Source organism: Xanthomonas sp. WHRI 8932A, from assembly GCF_035012785.1.
Lineage (GTDB): Bacteria > Pseudomonadota > Gammaproteobacteria > Xanthomonadales > Xanthomonadaceae > Xanthomonas.
This window is the reverse complement of the sequence record NZ_JAYGQQ010000009.1, coordinates 180576-197213: the sequence shown is the minus strand read 5'-3', so window position 1 is coordinate 197213 and position 16638 is coordinate 180576. Positions and strand designations below refer to the sequence as shown.

Annotated in this window: 14 protein-coding genes, 1 tRNA gene and 1 other RNA gene; 7 read left to right on the top strand and 9 right to left on the bottom strand. The window is 65.3% G+C overall.

Annotated features, from left to right (window positions below; genetic code table 11):
• Positions 1 to 154: 154 nt before the first annotated feature.
• Complete coding sequence (locus VC212_RS16095) at positions 155 to 1330, top strand: homoserine O-acetyltransferase (protein ID WP_323526358.1); 1176 nt, start codon at positions 155 to 157, stop codon at positions 1328 to 1330.
• A 29-nt stretch (positions 1331 to 1359) separates the two neighbouring features.
• Positions 1360 to 1701 carry a DUF1294 domain-containing protein gene (locus VC212_RS16090; RefSeq protein WP_323526357.1) on the top strand — a complete coding sequence of 114 codons (342 nt, stop codon included), beginning with the start codon at positions 1360 to 1362 and terminating at the stop codon, positions 1699 to 1701.
• A 63-nt stretch (positions 1702 to 1764) separates the two neighbouring features.
• On the opposite strand, the gene cydC is transcribed toward VC212_RS16090, so the two are convergent.
• The 3 genes from cydC to VC212_RS16075 all read right to left on the bottom strand — a co-directional run bounded on the left by cydC (position 1765) and on the right by VC212_RS16075 (position 5274).
• The gene (gene cydC, locus VC212_RS16085) at positions 1765 to 3441 is read right to left on the bottom strand and encodes a thiol reductant ABC exporter subunit CydC (RefSeq protein ID WP_323526356.1); all 1677 of its coding nucleotides are present in this window, start codon (positions 3439 to 3441) and stop codon (positions 1765 to 1767) included.
• The gene (gene cydD / locus VC212_RS16080; protein ID WP_323526399.1) at positions 3438 to 5189 is read right to left on the bottom strand and encodes a thiol reductant ABC exporter subunit CydD; all 1752 of its coding nucleotides are present in this window, start codon (positions 5187 to 5189) and stop codon (positions 3438 to 3440) included. Before cydD ends, cydC begins: the two co-directional genes overlap by 4 nt.
• Positions 5190 to 5198: 9 nt before the next feature.
• Positions 5199 to 5274, bottom strand: a non-coding RNA gene (locus VC212_RS16075) — sX9 sRNA.
• Between the two features lie 201 nt (positions 5275 to 5475).
• Between VC212_RS16075 and VC212_RS16070 the strand changes: the two genes are divergently transcribed.
• The 5 genes from VC212_RS16070 (at position 5476) to VC212_RS16050 (ending at position 9932) form a co-directional block, all read left to right on the top strand.
• Entirely contained in the window at positions 5476 to 7083 is a 1608-nt protein-coding gene (locus VC212_RS16070) for a cytochrome ubiquinol oxidase subunit I (protein ID WP_323526354.1), read from the top strand.
• A gap of 16 nt (positions 7084 to 7099) precedes the next feature.
• Positions 7100 to 8251, top strand: coding sequence for a cytochrome d ubiquinol oxidase subunit II (gene cydB, locus VC212_RS16065; RefSeq protein WP_323526353.1), 1152 nt, complete (start codon positions 7100 to 7102; stop codon positions 8249 to 8251).
• Positions 8252 to 8334: 83 nt separating this feature from the next.
• Positions 8335 to 8451: a cytochrome bd-I oxidase subunit CydX gene (gene cydX, locus VC212_RS16060; protein WP_055852095.1), complete on the top strand. Its 117-nt coding sequence runs from the start codon at positions 8335 to 8337 to the stop codon at positions 8449 to 8451.
• Between the two features lie 54 nt (positions 8452 to 8505).
• Positions 8506 to 8582 (top strand) — tRNA-Pro (locus VC212_RS16055).
• Between the two features lie 123 nt (positions 8583 to 8705).
• On the top strand, positions 8706 to 9932 hold the full coding sequence (locus tag VC212_RS16050; RefSeq protein WP_161961733.1) for an MFS transporter: 1227 nt from the start codon (positions 8706 to 8708) through the stop codon (positions 9930 to 9932).
• Here VC212_RS16050 and VC212_RS16045 read toward each other — a convergent pair.
• The 6 genes from VC212_RS16045 to VC212_RS16020 all read right to left on the bottom strand — a co-directional run bounded on the left by VC212_RS16045 (position 9913) and on the right by VC212_RS16020 (position 16571).
• Positions 9913 to 11826, bottom strand: a complete 1914-nt coding sequence (locus VC212_RS16045) for a CocE/NonD family hydrolase (protein WP_323526352.1) — start codon at positions 11824 to 11826, stop codon at positions 9913 to 9915. The two genes, VC212_RS16050 and VC212_RS16045, sit on opposite strands and share 20 nt — an antisense overlap.
• A 284-nt stretch (positions 11827 to 12110) precedes the next feature.
• Positions 12111 to 13355: a glutamate-5-semialdehyde dehydrogenase gene (locus tag VC212_RS16040; RefSeq protein ID WP_323526351.1), complete on the bottom strand. Its 1245-nt coding sequence runs from the start codon at positions 13353 to 13355 to the stop codon at positions 12111 to 12113.
• Positions 13356 to 13485: 130 nt separating this feature from the next.
• Positions 13486 to 14640 carry a glutamate 5-kinase gene (gene proB, locus VC212_RS16035; RefSeq protein WP_323526350.1) on the bottom strand — a complete coding sequence of 385 codons (1155 nt, stop codon included), beginning with the start codon at positions 14638 to 14640 and terminating at the stop codon, positions 13486 to 13488.
• Between the two features lie 13 nt (positions 14641 to 14653).
• Positions 14654 to 14914 (bottom strand): YciI family protein, encoded by a 261-nt coding sequence (locus tag VC212_RS16030; protein ID WP_115527903.1) that lies wholly within the window; start codon positions 14912 to 14914, stop codon positions 14654 to 14656.
• Positions 14914 to 15276, bottom strand: a complete 363-nt coding sequence (locus VC212_RS16025; protein ID WP_055852323.1) for a cupin domain-containing protein — start codon at positions 15274 to 15276, stop codon at positions 14914 to 14916. The genes VC212_RS16030 and VC212_RS16025 overlap by 1 nt, the downstream gene beginning before the upstream one ends.
• Positions 15276 to 16571, bottom strand: a complete 1296-nt coding sequence (locus VC212_RS16020) for an argininosuccinate lyase (protein ID WP_323526348.1) — start codon at positions 16569 to 16571, stop codon at positions 15276 to 15278. The genes VC212_RS16025 and VC212_RS16020 overlap by 1 nt, the downstream gene beginning before the upstream one ends.
• Between the last annotated feature and the right edge of the window lie 67 nt (positions 16572 to 16638).

Below are 16638 nucleotides of genomic sequence, written 5' to 3'. Positions count from 1 at the left end.
CAGCGTGTCCTGCGATGGTGAGCGGGCAAGCGCCCTGCAACCAAGCCGCAAATCAACAGCGTTAAAAGCTGGCATCACACAACGCAAGGGCTCAAACCGAGTCCCCATCCCGATTCACCACGCCGCCCGCCGCCACGCCGGATAGAATTGCGACATGACCGAATTCATCCCTGCAGGCACGTTATTCCACGCACTGCCGTCGCCGTTTCCGATGAAGCGCGGCGGCGCGCTGCATCAGGCCCATGTGGCCTACGAAACCTGGGGCACGCTGGCGGCCGATCGCAGCAACGCGGTGCTGATCGTCACCGGCTTGTCGCCTAACGCGCATGCAGCCGCAAATCAGGCCAACCCCGAGCCGGGTTGGTGGGACGCGATGCTGGGGCCGGGCAAGCCGATCGATACCGAGCGCTGGTTTGTGGTGTGCGTCAATTCGCTGGGCAGCTGCAAAGGCTCTACCGGGCCTGCGTCCATCGATCCGGCAACCGGGCAGTTGTATCGCCTGACCTTTCCGGATCTGTCGATCGAAGATGTTGCCGATGCAGCAGCCGATGTCGTGCGTGCGCTAGGCATCGAACAGCTCGCCTGCCTGATCGGCAACTCGATGGGCGGCATGACCGCGTTGGCGTTGTTGCTGCGGCATCCCGGCATTGCGCGCAGCCACATCAACATCTCTGGCAGCGCGCAGGCCTTGCCGTTTTCCATTGCCATCCGCTCGCTGCAGCGCGAAGCGATCCGGCTGGATCCGCACTGGAACGGCGGCCACTACGACGACACGCGCTACCCGGAATCGGGCATGCGCATGGCACGCAAACTCGGCGTGATCACCTACCGCTCGGCGCTGGAATGGGACGGCCGCTTTGGCCGGGTGCGGCTGGATTCCGAACAGGCCGCCGATGATCCGTTCGGCCTGGAATTTCAGGTCGAAAGCTATCTCGAAGGCCATGCGCGTCGCTTCGTGCGTTTCTTCGATCCCAATTGCTATCTGTATCTGAGCCGCTCGATGGACTGGTTCGATCTGGCCGATTATGTGGATGCGTCTTCGATCGCTGCCGCGCAGGCCGCCGACAGCACGCCGGCTGCAGACGTCTCCACCGAAGCCGAGGTGCTGGCCGGCCTGGCAAACATCCGCATCGAACGCGCACTGGCGATCGGCGCCAACACCGACATCCTGTTCCCGGTGCAGCAGCAGGAACAGATTGCCGAAGGGTTGCGTGCAGGCGGCGCGGATGCGCGCTTTATCGGCCTGGATTCGCCGCAAGGCCACGATGCGTTTCTGGTGGATTTCGCCCGCTTCGGCCCGGCGGTGCGCGACTTTCTGGACGCCTGCTGATTTCCAGATCCAGGCCAGGCGCGCGCAGCGTGGTGCCGCGCAAGACGTTGACCGCACTGTTTGCGGTAAGCATGGCCAGCATCGTCGCAGCAGACCTGCTGCCGGTCTGGGTGGCAGTCTGGTACGCGGTTGCCAGCCTCGTGGCGCTGATCGCTTACCGGCGCGACAAGACCGCGGCAACCCGCGGCCAGCGACGAACGCCGGAGGCCACCTTGCACGGCATTGCAGTGCTCGGTGGCTGGCCGGGCGCGCTCTTGGCGCAGTCGCTGTTCCGGCACAAATCCAGCAAGACCTCCTTCCAGATCACCTTCTGGGCCACGGCAATCGCGAACAGCGCGGTGCTTGCATGGGCAGTACATCGCTCGATGTAATGCAGGCGCTGCAAGCTGCCGTCAGCGGTTGCGCAGCGATAACCCTCGCCGATCAAACACGTGTCACGGCAGCGGCTCCAGCACCCCGGCACGCATGCGATAGCACCGCTGCACCACGCCGGCAGGCACGCTGTCGTGGGTGATCATCACCAGGCTGCGCTGACCAAGCGCGGCCGACAGATCGAGCAACAGGGCGTGCGCCGTGTCCACGTCTAGGCCGTCGGTGGGTTCGTCGAGCAGCAGGATGGGAGCATCGCGCAACAATGCACGCGCAAGCGCAAGGCGGCGTGCCTGGCCTGCGGAGAGCGTGGCGCCGTTTTCGCCCACCCAGGTGTCCAGACCATGGTGCGCGCTGGCCCAGTCGTGCAGGCGCACCTGCTGCAATACCTGCCACATGGCGGCATCATCGGCATCGGCATCGCCGATGGCCAGATTCTCGCGCACGCTGCCGGCAAACACCGGCGCGTTCTGCGGCAACCAGGCGATGCGTCGATGCCATTGCGCCTGTGCGCAGTGACGCAGATCGATGCCGGCGTAACTCACCTGCCCGGCCTGCGGGTCCCATAGCCGCAGCAGCAGCGCCGACAAGGTGCTCTTGCCGCTACCGCTGTCGCCGCTGATGGCGATGCGCTCGCCAGCTGCCAGTGTCAGATCGAGCGCATGCAGCACCGGCCGCACGCCACCGGGCCATGTAAACGACACCTGCTGCAGGTGCAGCGTGCCCGTGCGTGGCACGTCGACTGCCTGCACCGGCTCGCTGACCGAAGGCGCTTGATCGACGATGGACTGCAGGCGCCGCGCTGCGACGCGCGCGCTTTGCAGTGCCTGCAAGGCCAGCCCGGCACCCGCCCATACCTCCAGCAGCGCCATGGTCAGAAACACCAGGCCTGCGGCCATGTCCGCTGCAATCAGCCCACGCTCGGCGGCGCTCAAGGCAAGCCACAACATGCCGGCCAGACCGATGGCCCCGCACACCGCATGCAGCAGGTTGCCGGCGATCAATCGACGGCGCTGCACGCGGTCGCCATCCATCACTGCTGCCGCAGCGGCGTCGAGCTGATGCAGCCAGGCACCCTGCGCATCGACCGCCGCCAGATCCGCTGCACCTTCCAGACCTTCGAACGCCTGCGTGCGCAACGCCGTGCGTTGCTGCGCGCGCAGCTGCTCGCGCTGTGCGCCACCACGTGCCACTTGCCAGGGCACCAGCCCGCCAATCAGCACACCAAGCGCCAGCAACAACCATGCGGCCGGCGGATAGATCAACGCAGCGGCGCCCGCCCCGGCCAACCAGATGCCGAGCAGCGCCGTCAGCGGCGCAAGCGCGCGCACGCTCAGGCCATCGACTTCGCCGATGTCGGACATCAACCGCGCCAACAGATCGCCAGTGCGCGTGGCCGACAACCGCCCCGGCGCAAGCGGTAACGCACGACGGAAGAACCACACCCGCAAATCGCGGGCGATGCGCAAGGTGGCATCGTGGCCGATCAATTTTTCGCCATAGCGCGACACGATGCGCGCAAACGTCAATGCGCGGATGCCTGCCGACGGCGAGAAGAAATTGAAGCCTGCCCCCATGCCGGCAACGCCGGCGAGCGCTGCTGCCGTCAGAAAGCTACCCGACAGACTCAACAGACCCACTCCGGCCAGCATGGTGACCAGCACCAGCAGCGCAGACAGCAGCAAGCGCCAGGCATGCCGGCGAAACACATCGCTCAGACGATCGTGGCGTGCGTCGTTCATGGCGCGCTCGCCGTCACGGTGGTGCCACGCAGATCGATCACCGTATCGGCCCAGCGCATCACTGCAGGGCTGTGCGTCGCCACTACCACTGCACGGCCGCGTGCGAGTACCCCGAGTGCGCGCAGCAATTCGGCTTCTGTGTCCGGGTCGAGAAACGCGGTGGGTTCGTCCAGCAACAGCAGATCCGGCGCGCGCAATAGCAGCCGCGCCAATGCCACACGTCGCGCTTCGCCACCTGACAGGCCAAAGCCGCGTTCGCCGATCACCGTGTCCAGGCCCGCCGGCAGCTGCGCGGCAAAGCGCATGACTTGCGCCGCATCGGCCACTGCCTGCAGTTGCGCATCGCTGGCCTGCGGATCGGCGAGCCGCAGATTGTCGGCAATGCTGCCGTGAAACAGATACGGCCGCTGCGTGGCATAGCCCACACGCGTGCCCGGGCGCAGCACCACACTGCCCGCTTCCGGTGGCAGCCAGCCGGCCAGCCCTTCCAGCAAGGTGCTCTTGCCGCTACCGCTGGCACCGATCACCGCCACGCGCTGACCGGGCTGCAGGTCCAGCGAAAACTGCGTGATCACCGTGTGCGGCGCGCCAAGCGGACGCAGCGCCAGACCACGTGCCTGCAGCAACGGCGCATGCGCCTGCGCAGGCTCCAAGGCGCGCGGCGGCGGCGCTGCAACTGGGGCAATGGCATCGGCTTCGGTCACAAAACCTTCCAGCAACCGCTCGGCCTCGGTCACGGCGGCCAGCGCATTGGCACGGTCGTGGTAATGCGCTGCAAGACGCCGCAACGGCGCAAAGAATTCCGGCGCCAACAGCAAGCAGAACATGCCCGCGCCCAGCGACGGCAGCCCGTGGAGGTCGAGCATGCCCAGATAGCTCAGACCGAAGTACAGGGCCACGATAGCCACGCTCACCGAGGCGAAGAATTCCAGCACTGTGGACGACAGGAACGCGATGCGCAGTACCTTGAGCGAGCGCTCGCGCACGCCCTCGGCCGCTGCGGCGATGCCGCCCAATTCGGCCTCCCCGCGCCCGTACACACGCAGCAAGCCCAGCCCCTTCAGACGATCGGCAAAGTGCCCGCCCATCCGCGCCAGCTCGCCGAGCTGCTCGCGGCCTGCGGCTTCTGCGCCCCACCCCACCAGCATCATGAAGAAGGGAATCAACGGCGCGGTCAGCAACAACACCAGGCCCACCACCCAGTCGACCGAAAACACCGCGATCAGGATCACGGGCGGCACCAGCAGCATCTCGGTGCGTGCCAGCTGATAGCCGACGAAATAACCTTCCAGCGCATCGGTATGCGCCAGGCTCAACTCGCCCAGTTCACCGCTGCGTTGCCGGCGTAACCACAGCGGCCCGTGCTGCACCAGCCGACGCGCGATGCGCATCCGCAGTTCGCGCTTGGCCACATCGGCCACTTCGCCGGTCAGCGCTTGCGCCCACCCCGTGAGCACGGCGCGCCCAAGCATTGCGAGCAGCAACCCGATGCCCACATGACGCAGCTGCGCCAGCGCCAGGTGCTGCACCAGCACCGCCTGCACCAACCACGCGATGGCCGCCGATTGCGCAAGCAACAACACGCCAGACAGCGCCACCGCCACACCGGACAGCCGCCTGGCCCGTGCAGCGGGTGCGGCAAGCGCATCCAGCCACTGGCCGCGTTGACGGCGCTGGGCGGAAGTTTCGCTGGCTTGCACGCTGGGCTGGCTCACATGGCTCTCTTCAGGCGGTGCATCGCAGGCGATTGTAAGAGCGGCTAACAAAACGTAGCGAGCAGTCGTCAGGTGGGTGCGGACGGCGCGGAGGAACCGGAGTGTACAGGTGGTACATGCCGATTCCGAGCACCGGCCGCGCCCGCCTGGCGGCTGCACAGGTGTTTTGTTAGCTGCTCTAAGTCGCCACTGTCCACTGCGGGATGGACAGTGTGCCGCACGCGATCGGGGCCGCATTGATTTGAATCAACGCGCGTAACGCAGCGGCGGCAGATGATCCGCCACGTTGCTCACCGATACTCAACCAGGCCACCCCGCCATGATCGACTCGACCGTTGTCGAACTGTCGCGGCTGCAGTTTGCAGTCACCGCGATGTACCACTTCATCTTTCCACCGCTGACCATGGGCCTTTCGTTCCTGCTCGGCATCATGGAAAGCGTCTACGTCATGACCGGCAAGCCGATCTGGCGGCGCATGACCATGTTCTGGGGCGTGTTGTTCGGCATCAACTTCGCCATGGGTGTCGGCACCGGCATCGTGATGGAGTTCGAGTTCGGCATGAACTGGTCGTACTACAGCCATTACGTGGGCGATATCTTCGGCGCGCCGCTGGCGATCGAAGGGCTGATGGCATTCTTTCTCGAGGCGACCTTCCTGGGCCTGTTTTTCCTGGGCTGGAATCGCCTGAGCAAGGTGCAGCACCTGATCACCACCTGGCTGGTGGCCTTGGGCAGCAACTTCTCCGCGCTATGGATCCTGATCGCCAACGGCTGGATGCAGAACCCGACTGGCGCGGTGTTCAACCCGGACACCATGCGCATGGAAGTGGTGGATTTCATGGCGGTGCTGTTCAACCCGGTGGCGCAGGCCAAGTTCGTGCATACCGTCAGTGCCGGTTACGTGCTCGGCGCGGTGTTCGTGATGTCGATCAGCGCGTTTTACCTGCTGCGCGGCAAGCACGCTGAGATGGCGCGCCGCTCGTTCGCCGTGGCCGCGGCCTTCGGTCTGCTGTCGTCGCTGTCGGTGGTGGTGCTGGGCGATGAGAGCGGCTATGCCGCCAATGAGCACCAGAAAATGAAGCTGGCCGCAATCGAAGCGATGTGGGACACCGAAGCCGCACCGGCCGACTTCACTGCCTTCGGCATTCCCAACCAGCAGACCCATCACAACGACTACGCCATCAAGATTCCGTATCTGATGGGCTTGATCGCCACACGTTCGTTGGATACGCCCATCCCCGGCATTCTGGAACTCGTTGGACGCGCCGAGCATCGCATTCGCGGTGGGCAGATCGCCTACGGCGCGCTGCAGCGTATTCGCGCCGACACCAATGATGCCGAAGCACGCAAGGTCTTCGACGCGCATTGGCAGGACCTGGGCCACGGCTTGCTGCTGAAGCGTTACCGCGACGATATCGGCAATGCCACGCCCGAGCAGATCGCGCAGGCGGCGATGGACACCGTGCCACGCGTACTCCCGCTGTTCTGGACCTTCCGCATCATGGCCGGCATCGGCATCTATCTCATCGCCTTCTTCGCCATTGCGTTCTGGTTCGCCTGCAAACACACCTTCCAGGAAAAGCGCTGGTTCCTGACCTTGGCGGTGTGGACGCTGCCGCTGCCGTGGATCGCGATCGAATGCGGTTGGTTCGTGGCCGAATACGGCCGCCAGCCCTGGGCGGTGGAAGGCGTATTGCCCACGTTCTACGCCGCATCGGGTCTGGATCTGTACGAGATCGTGCTGACGCTGGTGGGCTTTACCGCGCTGTACACCACGCTGCTGGTGATTGCGATCAAGTTGTCGCTCAAGACCATCCGCACTGGCCCGGACGTGCTGTTCCCGCCGACGCAACCCAGCGCGTCGCCTTCCCTGCCGCACGCTCATGCCCCGTTGAGCTCGGGCGCCGTGGCCGGCAGCGCACCGTAACCCAGGAGAGACCGTGATGGATTTTATCTTGCTCGACTACACAACCTTACGTGTGATCTGGTGGCTGCTGCTCGGCGTGCTGTTGTCCGGTTACGCCGTGCTGGGCGGTTTCGATCTGGGCGTCGGCGCGCTGCTGCCGTTCGTTGCGAAAAACGATGCCGAACGCCGGCTGGTGATCAACACCGTCGGCCCGGTCTGGGAAGGCAATCAGGTGTGGTTGATCCTGGGCGGCGGCGCGATCTTCGCCGCGTTCCCGCCGCTGTATGCGGTGAGTTTTTCCGGGTTCTATCTGGCGATGTTCGTGATGTTGTTTGCGCTCATCCTGCGGCCGGTCGGCTTCAAGTTCCGCGGCAAACTGGTGAATCAACGCTGGCGCAGCACCTGGGACTGGGGATTGTTCGTCGGTGGGTTCGTTCCGGCGTTGATCATGGGCGTGGCGGTTGGCAATGTCGTGTTGGGTGTGCCGTTCCATTTCGACGACAGCATGCGCACGTTCTACACCGGCAATCTGTTCGGGCTCCTGACGCCGTTTGCCTTGCTCGCCGGTCTGCTCAGCGTGGCAATGCTGATCGCCCACGGCGCGGCGATGCTGGTGCTCAAGACCGATGGACCGGTGGCCGACCGCGCTGCGCGTGTCGGCAGCATCGCCGCGATGGCTGCGGTGGCGTTGTTTGCAGCAGCCGGTGCTTGGGTTGCGCTTGGCTTGCCCGGCTATGCGGTGACATCGGTGCTGGCGACCGATGCGCAGACCAATCCGTTGGCTAAGACCGCAGCACTCACGGCCGCTGGTGGCTGGCTGCACAACTACAGCAGCATGCCGGCCACCTTGATGGCGCCGCTGCTTGGCCTGATCGGGCTTGCAATGAGCGCAGTGCTGTTGCGCGCGCGACGCGGCGGCCTGGCGTTCATTGCGTCGGGCAGCGCCATCGTCGGCATTGTCTTTACCGTGGAGTTTGCGCTGTTCCCGTTCCTGCTGCCGTCGTCCACTGCACCAAGCGCCAGCCTAACGCTGTGGGATGCCTCCAGCAGCCGCCTCACGCTGTGGATCATGTTGCTGGCCACCACCGTCTTCATGTCGATCATCCTGGCCTACACGGCGTGGGTGTATCGCGTACTCAAGGGCAAGGTCACTGCCGAGGAACTCTCAGCCAATCCCAATGCGTATTAGCCGACGCAATGGCTGCGACGCCAGCACGTCGTCGCAGCCGCGCTCGCCTTCCCACTCTCTCACCGTTTTTTAGGAGCACAACGATGTGGTACTTCGCCTGGATTCTCGGCACCGGCCTGGCGGCATTGGCCGCTGTCCTCAACGGCATGTGGTTCGAAGCACGCGAGCCCGAGCGTGCGCATCGGCCGCAGGAAAAATAATTGCGACAGATGCTTGCCGATTCCGCATTCCCTATGTAACATACGCGGCTCCTTCGGGGTGTAGCTCAGTCTGGTAGAGCGCTACGTTCGGGACGTAGAGGTCGCAGGTTCGAATCCTGTCTCCCCGACCAGTTTCAAAACACAAAACCGGCCTCGTGCCGGTTTTGTGTTTTCAGGCGCCGTCGCACGGCTGTGCACGGTGCGGATGGTCTGTCATGTCTGTTGTCACTGCCGCCTCGTCTCCGTCTGCCCAATTGCGTGGGCGCGGTTTGGTGCTGGCCGCTATTTTGTTGTCCGCATTCAACTTGCGCACGGCGGTGACCTCACTCACTCCGCTGCTGGAACGCATCGCCGACGAGTACGCGTTCGGTGCGCCGACCATGGGCGCGCTCGGCATGTTGCCCACTGCCGCGTTTGCGTTGACCGGCGTTGCAACGCCAGCCGTCTTGCGTCGCTTCGGCCTGCTGCGCACGGCGCTGGTGTCGATGGCGCTGGCCACGCTCGGGCTGGTATTGCGCCCGTTGCTGCCGGGCACTGGCGGGCTGCTGGTGGGCTCGCTGGTGGCGCTGGCCGGCATGGGCATGGGCAACGTGGTGTTGCCACCGTTGGTGAAGCGTTATTTCGGCGACCGCGTGGGCCGCGTCAGCACGCTGTACATCACCGTGCTGCAGGTCGGCACCCTGTTGCCGGCGTTGATGGCGGTGCCGGTGGCCGACGCGCTGGGCTGGCGCAGCTCGATGGTGGTGTGGGTACTGCCGGCGCTGCTCGCCTTGGCGGCCTGGGCGCTGGTGCACACCAACCAGGGCCGTCTGCGCGCGACCGGCCCGGCGCCGGTCACACCAACCCCCGAGGCCGAAGGCCGGGTCGCACGCACCGCCTTGGGCTGGAGCATGGCGATCACCTTCGGCATGACCTCGCTGGTGACCTATTCGATGTTCACCTGGCTCCCCACGCTGCTGCGCGAGGCCGGCGCCTCGCCTGCGTTCGGCGGCACCATGGTCGCGCTATTCGCCGCGCTGGGCATGGTCGGTGCGTTGACCATGCCGGCATTGGCAGTGCGCATGCGCAACCCGTTCCCGATCGTGCTGCTTTGCGCTGCCTGCCATCTGATCGCGTTCGCCGGGCTGTGCTGGGCACCGCTGGCGGCACCGATCCTGTGGGTGACCTTGCTCGGCCTGGGGCCCAGCACCTTTCCGCTGGCGCTGGTGCTGGTCAACCAACGCAGCCGCACTGCTGCGGGCTCGGCCGCGCTCTCGGGTTTTTCGCAAGGCGTGGGCTATGCGGTGAGCTGCCTGGGGCCGTTTCTGTTCGGCTGGCTGCATGCGCATCGCGGCGGCTGGACAGCGCCGTTCGGATTTCTGGTGATCTGCATCGTGGTGCAGCTGGCCGCCGCCTGGGTGGCCTGCCGTCCACAGCTGCTGGAAGACCTATGGGCGCCGCCGGCACGCGGCGCCCGTGCAGTCAGCGCACCGGCAGACTGATGTAGCTGGGCTGCTCCGGCGTCACGTAGACGCGCTGGGTGGCCTTTTGATAATCGCCTGGCTTGGCGAAGAAGAGATTCGGCACGTAGGTCTGCGGGTTGCGGTCGTAGAGCGGGAACAGGCTGGATTGCACCTGCACCATCACCCGGTGGCCTTTCTGGAAGGTGTGATTGGCGGTGGGCAGGCCAAACTCGAACGCCAGCGGTTGATTGGCCGCCAGCGGCTTGGGCGTGCTGAAACTCTCGCGATACCGGCCGCGGAAGATCGCCAGCGACACTGGAAGCTCATAGCCGCCCATCTTCGGGCTGGACGCCATCTCATCCGGGTACACATCGATCAGCTTGACCACCCAGTCGCTGTCGCTGCCACTGGTGGAGGCCTGCAGATGCACATCCGGCGCACCGGCGATCTGTAGCGGTTCGGTCAGCGGTTCGGTGACGAAGGTCAGCACGTCGGGGCGGCCGTCCACAAAGCGCTGGTCGTGCACCAGCCAGGTGGTCCACATGCTGCGGTCGCCAAAATCCACCGGGCGCGGCACGAACGGCACCGGCTTGGCCGGGTCGGAAACGTATTCTTCAAACGCGCTCTGCCCGGCAGCGGGCTTGTCGAAGGACAGCTTGCCGCCGGCCTGCAGATACAGCGGTTTGCTCGCCGACGCGCAGCCCTTGTCGCAACTGCGCGGCCAGGACTGCAGGCGATCCCAGCGGTTCTCGCCGGTGTCGTAGATGAAGACCGGCGGCGTACTCGCCTTGGGGGCGCCATCGACCAGGTATTGGTCGAAAAACGGGCGCAACACATCGCGGCGGAACTGACGCGCGGTATCGCCATCGAACGTGAGCGCGCCCAGCGTACCGCCCTCGGCATTGACCTGGCTGTGCCGCCACGGCCCCATCACCAGATAGTTGAGCGTGTTGCGCGTGTCGCGCGGTTCCATTGCCGCGTAGCTGTGAATCGCGCCCCACATGTCTTCCTGGTCCCACAGCCCCTGCAGCCACATCGTGGGCACCTTGAGCGGCGTACGCGCCATCACCTTGTCCAGCGCCTGCTCCTGCCAGAACGCATCGTAGGCCGGGTGTTCGGTGAGCTTGTGCCACCACGGCAATTGCTCCAGCCCTGCTGCCTTGGCGAAATCCCCAGCCGACCCGGCCCGCAGGAAATTGCTGTAATCGTCCTGCCCCTGCCGCGGGATGCCGGTGCCCTTGCCGCGCTTGCTGAGCTGGCCGGTGAAGTAGTCGAAGTTGACCTGGCGGAACGCGCCGTAATTGAACCAGTCGTCGCCCATCCAGCCATCGATCATCGGGCTTTCCGGCGCGGCCACCTTCAATGCGGGATGCGGGTTGGTCAGCGCCATCACCACGGTGAAGCCTTCGTAGGACGAGCCGATCATGCCGACCTTGCCGTTGGATTCGGCGACGTTCTTGACCAGCCAGTCGATGGTGTCCCACGCATCGGTGGCGTGATCCACAGCGCTGGGATTGAGCGCGCCACGCAGCGGGCGGGTCATCACGTAGTCGCCTTCGGAGCCGTACTTGCCGCGCACGTCCTGGAACACGCGGATGTAGCCGCCCTCTACGAACACGTCGTCGCCGAGCGGCAGCAGATCCTTCATATGCGGCGACGCCAGCCGCTCGCTACGGCCGCTGGCATCGTAGGGCGTGCGCGTCAGCACCATCGGCGCATGGCGCGCGCCCTTGGGCATCACGATTACGGTATGCAGCTTCACGCCGTCGCGCATCGGGATCATCACCTCGCGCTTGATGTAGTCGTTGGCAGCGTCGCTTGCCACGAACGGCTTGCCGGTGATGTCCGGCGTCATCGGCGAGGTCTGTGCGACTGCGCTACCGGTGGCGGCGGCAATGGCGGTGGCAAGCAGGCAGACAGCAAAGCGGCGCATCGACGACTCCGGAACGTGCGGGGTAATCGTCGACTGTAGGCAGGTGGCGGGCTGCCGGGGGAGTGTCAAAGGTCGTGGTTGGAAGGTTGGGCGTGCCGTACTCGCTGCGAATGGACCTGGATGCGGTGCACGGCTTTGCACGCACGCTGGTTGCGGACCGTGGCACATGCAGTGTTGCGTAAGCTCACGATGCCAACACCCTTCAACCAAGGGCGCGACATCGATGCCTCAACAGCTCAAGGCTCGCTGGCAGGCAACCACACGCCTGATCCGCGGCGTGCCGATCAGTGCCGCACCTGGCCTTGCCCACGCACCACAAAGCGCTCCACGGTGAGCGCTTCCAGGCCCATCGGGCCATAGGCATGCAGACGCGTGGTCGAGATGCCGATCTCGGCGCCCAGGCCCAGTTCGCCGCCGTCGGAGAAGCGCGAGGAGGCGTTGACCATGACCACCGCCGAGCGCAGCGCATGCACGAAGCGCTCGGCGTTTGCGGCGTCTTCGGTGACGATGACTTCGGTATGGTCCGAGCCGTACTGACGGATATGGGCCAGTGCGGTGTCCAGGTCCGCAACCACGCGGATTGCCAGAATCAGATCCAGAAACTCGGCGGCATAGTCGTCGTCGCTGGCGGGCGCGATGTCGGGCACTAGCGCGCGCGTTGCCGCATCGCCCCGCAACTCCACGTTGCGGGCGCGCAGCGCAGCGGCGGCCAGCGGCACAAAGCGCTCGGCGATGTCCGCATGCACCAACAGCGTTTCCAGCGAATTGCACGCCGATGGCCGCGTTGCCTTGCCATCGACCAGCAGACGCACGGCACGCTCCATATCGGCCGATGCATCCACAAACAGATGGCACACGCCCTTGTAATGCTTGATCACCGGCACGCGCGCGTGTTCGGCGACAAAACGAATGAGCCCTTCACCACCGCGCGGAATCGCCAGGTCGATGATGTCGCTGAGCTGCAGCAACTCCAGCATGGTCTCGCGGCGCAGATCCTCGACCAACGTCAATGCCGCTTCCGGAACGCCGGCCTCGCGCAAGGCTCGCTGCAACGCACGCGCAATGGCGGTGTTGGACTGGATCGCTTCGGAGCCGCCACGCAGGATCACGCCATTGCCGGCCTTGATGCATAGCGCGGCCGCATCGGCGGTGACGTTGGGGCGGGCCTCGTAGATCATCGCGATCACGCCCAGCGGCACGCGCACCTTTTGCACGCGGATGCCGTTGGGGCGCGTGTCGTCGCGCGTGATCTGACCGACCGGGTCCGGCAACTGCGCCACCTCGCGCAATGCCGCCGCGATACCGGCCAGGCGCGCGTCGTCCAGCGCCAGCCGATCGAGCATGGCGCTAGCCGTTCCCTTCGCACGCGCCGCCTCAAGATCGCGCGCGTTGGCAGCCAGGATCAATACGGCATCGGCTTCCAGTGCCGCAGCCATCGCTTCGAGCAAGGACTGCTTTGCCTCAGCAGAGAGTTGCGACAGCACCTGCGCGGCATCGCGACATTGCAGGGCGAGCGTTTTGATGGTCATTTGGGGGCCGGGATTTGGGATTCGGGAATGGTAAAAGCACGCGATATCACTTTACTGCGACAGAATCGGCGCCGGGAGAAGTTCGGTGACACGCGTTTGCGATTCCCCATTCCCGATTCTCCATTCCCCGCTACAACAGCACCAAATCGTCGCGATGCACCACGTTCTCGCCATAGCTGTAACCGAGCACGCTGTCGATCTCGCGCGAGTGTCGGCGCGCAATCCGGCGGATATCCAGCGCCGAATACTGGCTGACGCCGCGCGCCAGACAGCGCTCGCCGTCGGCATCGCGCAGACGGATCTCCACCATGTCACCGCGACGGAAGTCGCCTTCGGCACCGGCCACGCCGCCCGGCAACAGCGACGCGCCCTTGTCGCACAGCGCGGTTGCAGCGCCCGCATCGATCAGGATGGCGCCCGACTCCACCGGTGAATGGCGCAACCAGTATTTGCGTGCCGCGATGCGCGTACGTGCGGCGTGGATGCGCGTACCGCTCAGGCGATCCTGCGCCAGCCCGCGTACCACCTCGCCGCTGCGTCCATTGAACAGATAGGTTTCGATGCCGGCCGCGCCCGCCTTTGCAGCGGCTTCGAGCTTGGTGCGCATGCCGCCGGTGCCCACGCTGCTGCCACTGCCGCCAGCCATCGCCATCACCTGCGGCGTGAGCTCAGGGACATCGTCGAGCGGCCGCGCCAATGGGTTGCTGCGTGGGTCGGCGCTGTACAGGCCGTCGATGTCGGTGGCGATAAACAGTGCATCGGCATCGACCAGCGCGGCGACGATTGCAGCCAGATTGTCGTTGTCGCCCAGCTTCAGCTCGTCCACCGACACGGTGTCGTTCTCGTTGATCACCGGCAGCGCGCCCAGCCGCAGCAACTCGCCCAAGGTGGCGCGGGCATTGAGATAACGACGACGGTTGCGCAGGTCGTCGTGCGTGAGCAGCACCTGCGCGACCGGCCGTTCGAAAAAGCGTTGCCACAGCGCGATCAATTGCGCCTGACCCAGCGCAGCCAGCGCCTGTCGCGCTGCGATCGGCGCGCCGATCTCGGCAGCCTTCGGCAAGATTGCGCGGCCTGCGGCCACCGCGCCCGACGACACGATCACCAGTTCACGTCCGGCCGCCAGATTGGCCGAGACGAACTGCGCCAACCCCAGCGCAAAACGCGGCGACAGGCCACCACCATCGGCGGCAAGCAGGCTGCTGCCGACCTTGAGCACCGCACGCCGCCATGGCGGCAGCGGTTGCTCGGTAAAGGGCGATAACGTGCCGGCGGGCGTACTCATGGGGGCAAGGTACTCAGAACGTGTTCCATTCGTAGACGGTCAGTGTGGAGGCATCGCGCAGCACCAGGGGGTCGCGCGCGACGATCCGCTTGGCCTCCTCCAGACTGTCGACGTTGACCAGCACATACGCACCACCGGAGCGATCGCTGAAACCACCGGTCAACTCAAGCTGCGCGGCGGCTCGCAGTTCCTCCAGAAACGCCAGATGCGGCTCCACCACATCGGCGGGAAACGTGGCATTGCGGATCGCCAACACCAGATAGCGCGTCTTCATCAGCCTGCGTCCTTGATGCGTGCAGCCGCTGACGTGCGTTCGCGACCATGCGGTGCGGAAATCACCAGAAAGCGCGCTTCCACGTCCGACAGGTTGTGCATCTGATGGGTAGACCCCGGCGGCACGTGCAAGCCCTGCCCGACCCGCAGCACATGTTGCGCGCCGTCCAGCTGCAGCATCACTTCACCGGCCACGACGTAGAAAAAATGCCGTGCGCGACTATGCCGATGGCGCAACTCTGCGGCGCCTGGCGGCATGCGTTCTTCGAGCACGCTCAAGTTGGGGTCGCGCAACAGATGCCAGCCTTCGCAGGCCTCACCCCAAGGGTAATGCTCGGCCGTGTCGGTGCTGATCATGGCCATCAGCGCAGCGCCTGCCAACGCGCGCGCAACACATCCAGTTGCAGATCGGCTGCGGCACCGGGCGAGACGCGTGCGGCCAGGCTGCCTTCCGGCGTGCGTCCCTGCCCTGCGCTCTCGGATGCTTCCGCGGCAGCCTTGTAGGCATCGCGAAACGGCACACCAGCCACGGCCGCTTCCACCGCCACATCCGTGGCGTACATGCCCGAGTCGATCGCTGCATGCAACTTGTCCGGGCGCCATTCCAGATTGGCAAGCAACGCAGGCAGCAATTCCAGCGCAGCCAGACCACGGCCGAAACCGTGCACGATGGCGCCCTTGCTGCTCTGCAGATCGCGGTGGTAGCCGGAAGGCAGCGACAGCAGTTGTTCGATCTCGGTACGCGCCGCCGCCACGCTGGCATGGGTGGCACGCATCAGTTCGATCACGTCCGGGTTGCGCTTGTTCGGCATGATCGAGCTGCCGGTGGTGTACTGCGCCGGCAACGCGACGAAAGCGAATTCGCCGCTGGTGAACAGCGACAGATCCCAGGCGATACGGCGCAGGTCCAGCGTGGCGCTGCCCAGTGCTTCGAGTGCGGCCAGCTCGTATTTGCCACGCGAAAGCTGCGCGTAGATCGGCGACACCTGCAGACGTGCAAAGCCGAGCTCGGCAGTGGTGTGCGCACGGTCCAGCGGAAGATTGACGCCGTACCCGGCGGCGGTGCCGAGCGGGTTACTGTCCACCAGGTGCAGGGTATCGGTCGCGCGCACGGCGTTATCGATAAATGCCTCTGCCCAGCCCGCCCACCACATGCCCGCCGATGACACCACCGCACGCTGGATATGCGTGTAGCCCGGCACCGGCAATGCGGCTTCGGCCTGCGCGCGATCCAGCGCCACCTTGGCGATCTCGCGGCTGAGCTCGGCCACGCGCCGTAGCTTGTCCTTCAGCCATAGCCGAGTGGCGACCAGAATCTGATCGTTGCGACTGCGCCCGGTGTGGATCTTGCGCCCGGCATCGCCCAGCCGTTCGGTCAAGCGCGCTTCGATCGCCGAATGGCAATCTTCGTACTGCGCATCGAGCACGAACGCACCGCTGCGGAAATCCTCCGCCAGCAGATCGAGTTGTTCGCTCAAGCCGCCCAGCTCCTGCAAGGACAGGATGCCGATGTGCTGCAGCCCCTGCGCATGCGCCTTGCTGGCTGCGATGTCGTGCAGGAAGAATTCGCGATCCAGGATCACGTCGTCGCCGGCCAGAAACGTCTGGATTTTGGCGTCCACCGCAACACCGGGCTTTTGCCACAACAGATTAGTCATTTGGGTCCTTTTTGCGGACCGGGGACCGGGGACCGGGGACCCGGAAAAGCAGGAGCGTTTGCCCTTG

Excerpts from the sequence above, each read along its gene's own strand:
- cydB (WP_323526353.1), top strand. The coding sequence starts at position 7,100 with ATGGATTTTATCTTGCTCGACTACACAACCTTACGTGTGATCTGGTGG.
- VC212_RS16095 (WP_323526358.1), top strand. The coding sequence starts at position 155 with ATGACCGAATTCATCCCTGCAGGCACGTTATTCCACGCACTGCCGTCG.
- VC212_RS16025 (WP_055852323.1), bottom strand. The coding sequence starts at position 15,276 with ATGGCCATGATCAGCACCGACACGGCCGAGCATTACCCTTGGGGTGAG.
- VC212_RS16040 (WP_323526351.1), bottom strand. The coding sequence starts at position 13,355 with ATGACCATCAAAACGCTCGCCCTGCAATGTCGCGATGCCGCGCAGGTG.
- cydC (WP_323526356.1), bottom strand. The coding sequence starts at position 3,441 with ATGAACGACGCACGCCACGATCGTCTGAGCGATGTGTTTCGCCGGCAT.
- cydX (WP_055852095.1), top strand. The coding sequence starts at position 8,335 with ATGTGGTACTTCGCCTGGATTCTCGGCACCGGCCTGGCGGCATTGGCC.
- proB (WP_323526350.1), bottom strand. The coding sequence starts at position 14,640 with ATGAGTACGCCCGCCGGCACGTTATCGCCCTTTACCGAGCAACCGCTG.
- VC212_RS16070 (WP_323526354.1), top strand. The coding sequence starts at position 5,476 with ATGATCGACTCGACCGTTGTCGAACTGTCGCGGCTGCAGTTTGCAGTC.
- VC212_RS16045 (WP_323526352.1), bottom strand. The coding sequence starts at position 11,826 with ATGCGCCGCTTTGCTGTCTGCCTGCTTGCCACCGCCATTGCCGCCGCC.
- VC212_RS16020 (WP_323526348.1), bottom strand. The coding sequence starts at position 16,571 with ATGACTAATCTGTTGTGGCAAAAGCCCGGTGTTGCGGTGGACGCCAAA.
- VC212_RS16030 (WP_115527903.1), bottom strand. The coding sequence starts at position 14,914 with ATGAAGACGCGCTATCTGGTGTTGGCGATCCGCAATGCCACGTTTCCC.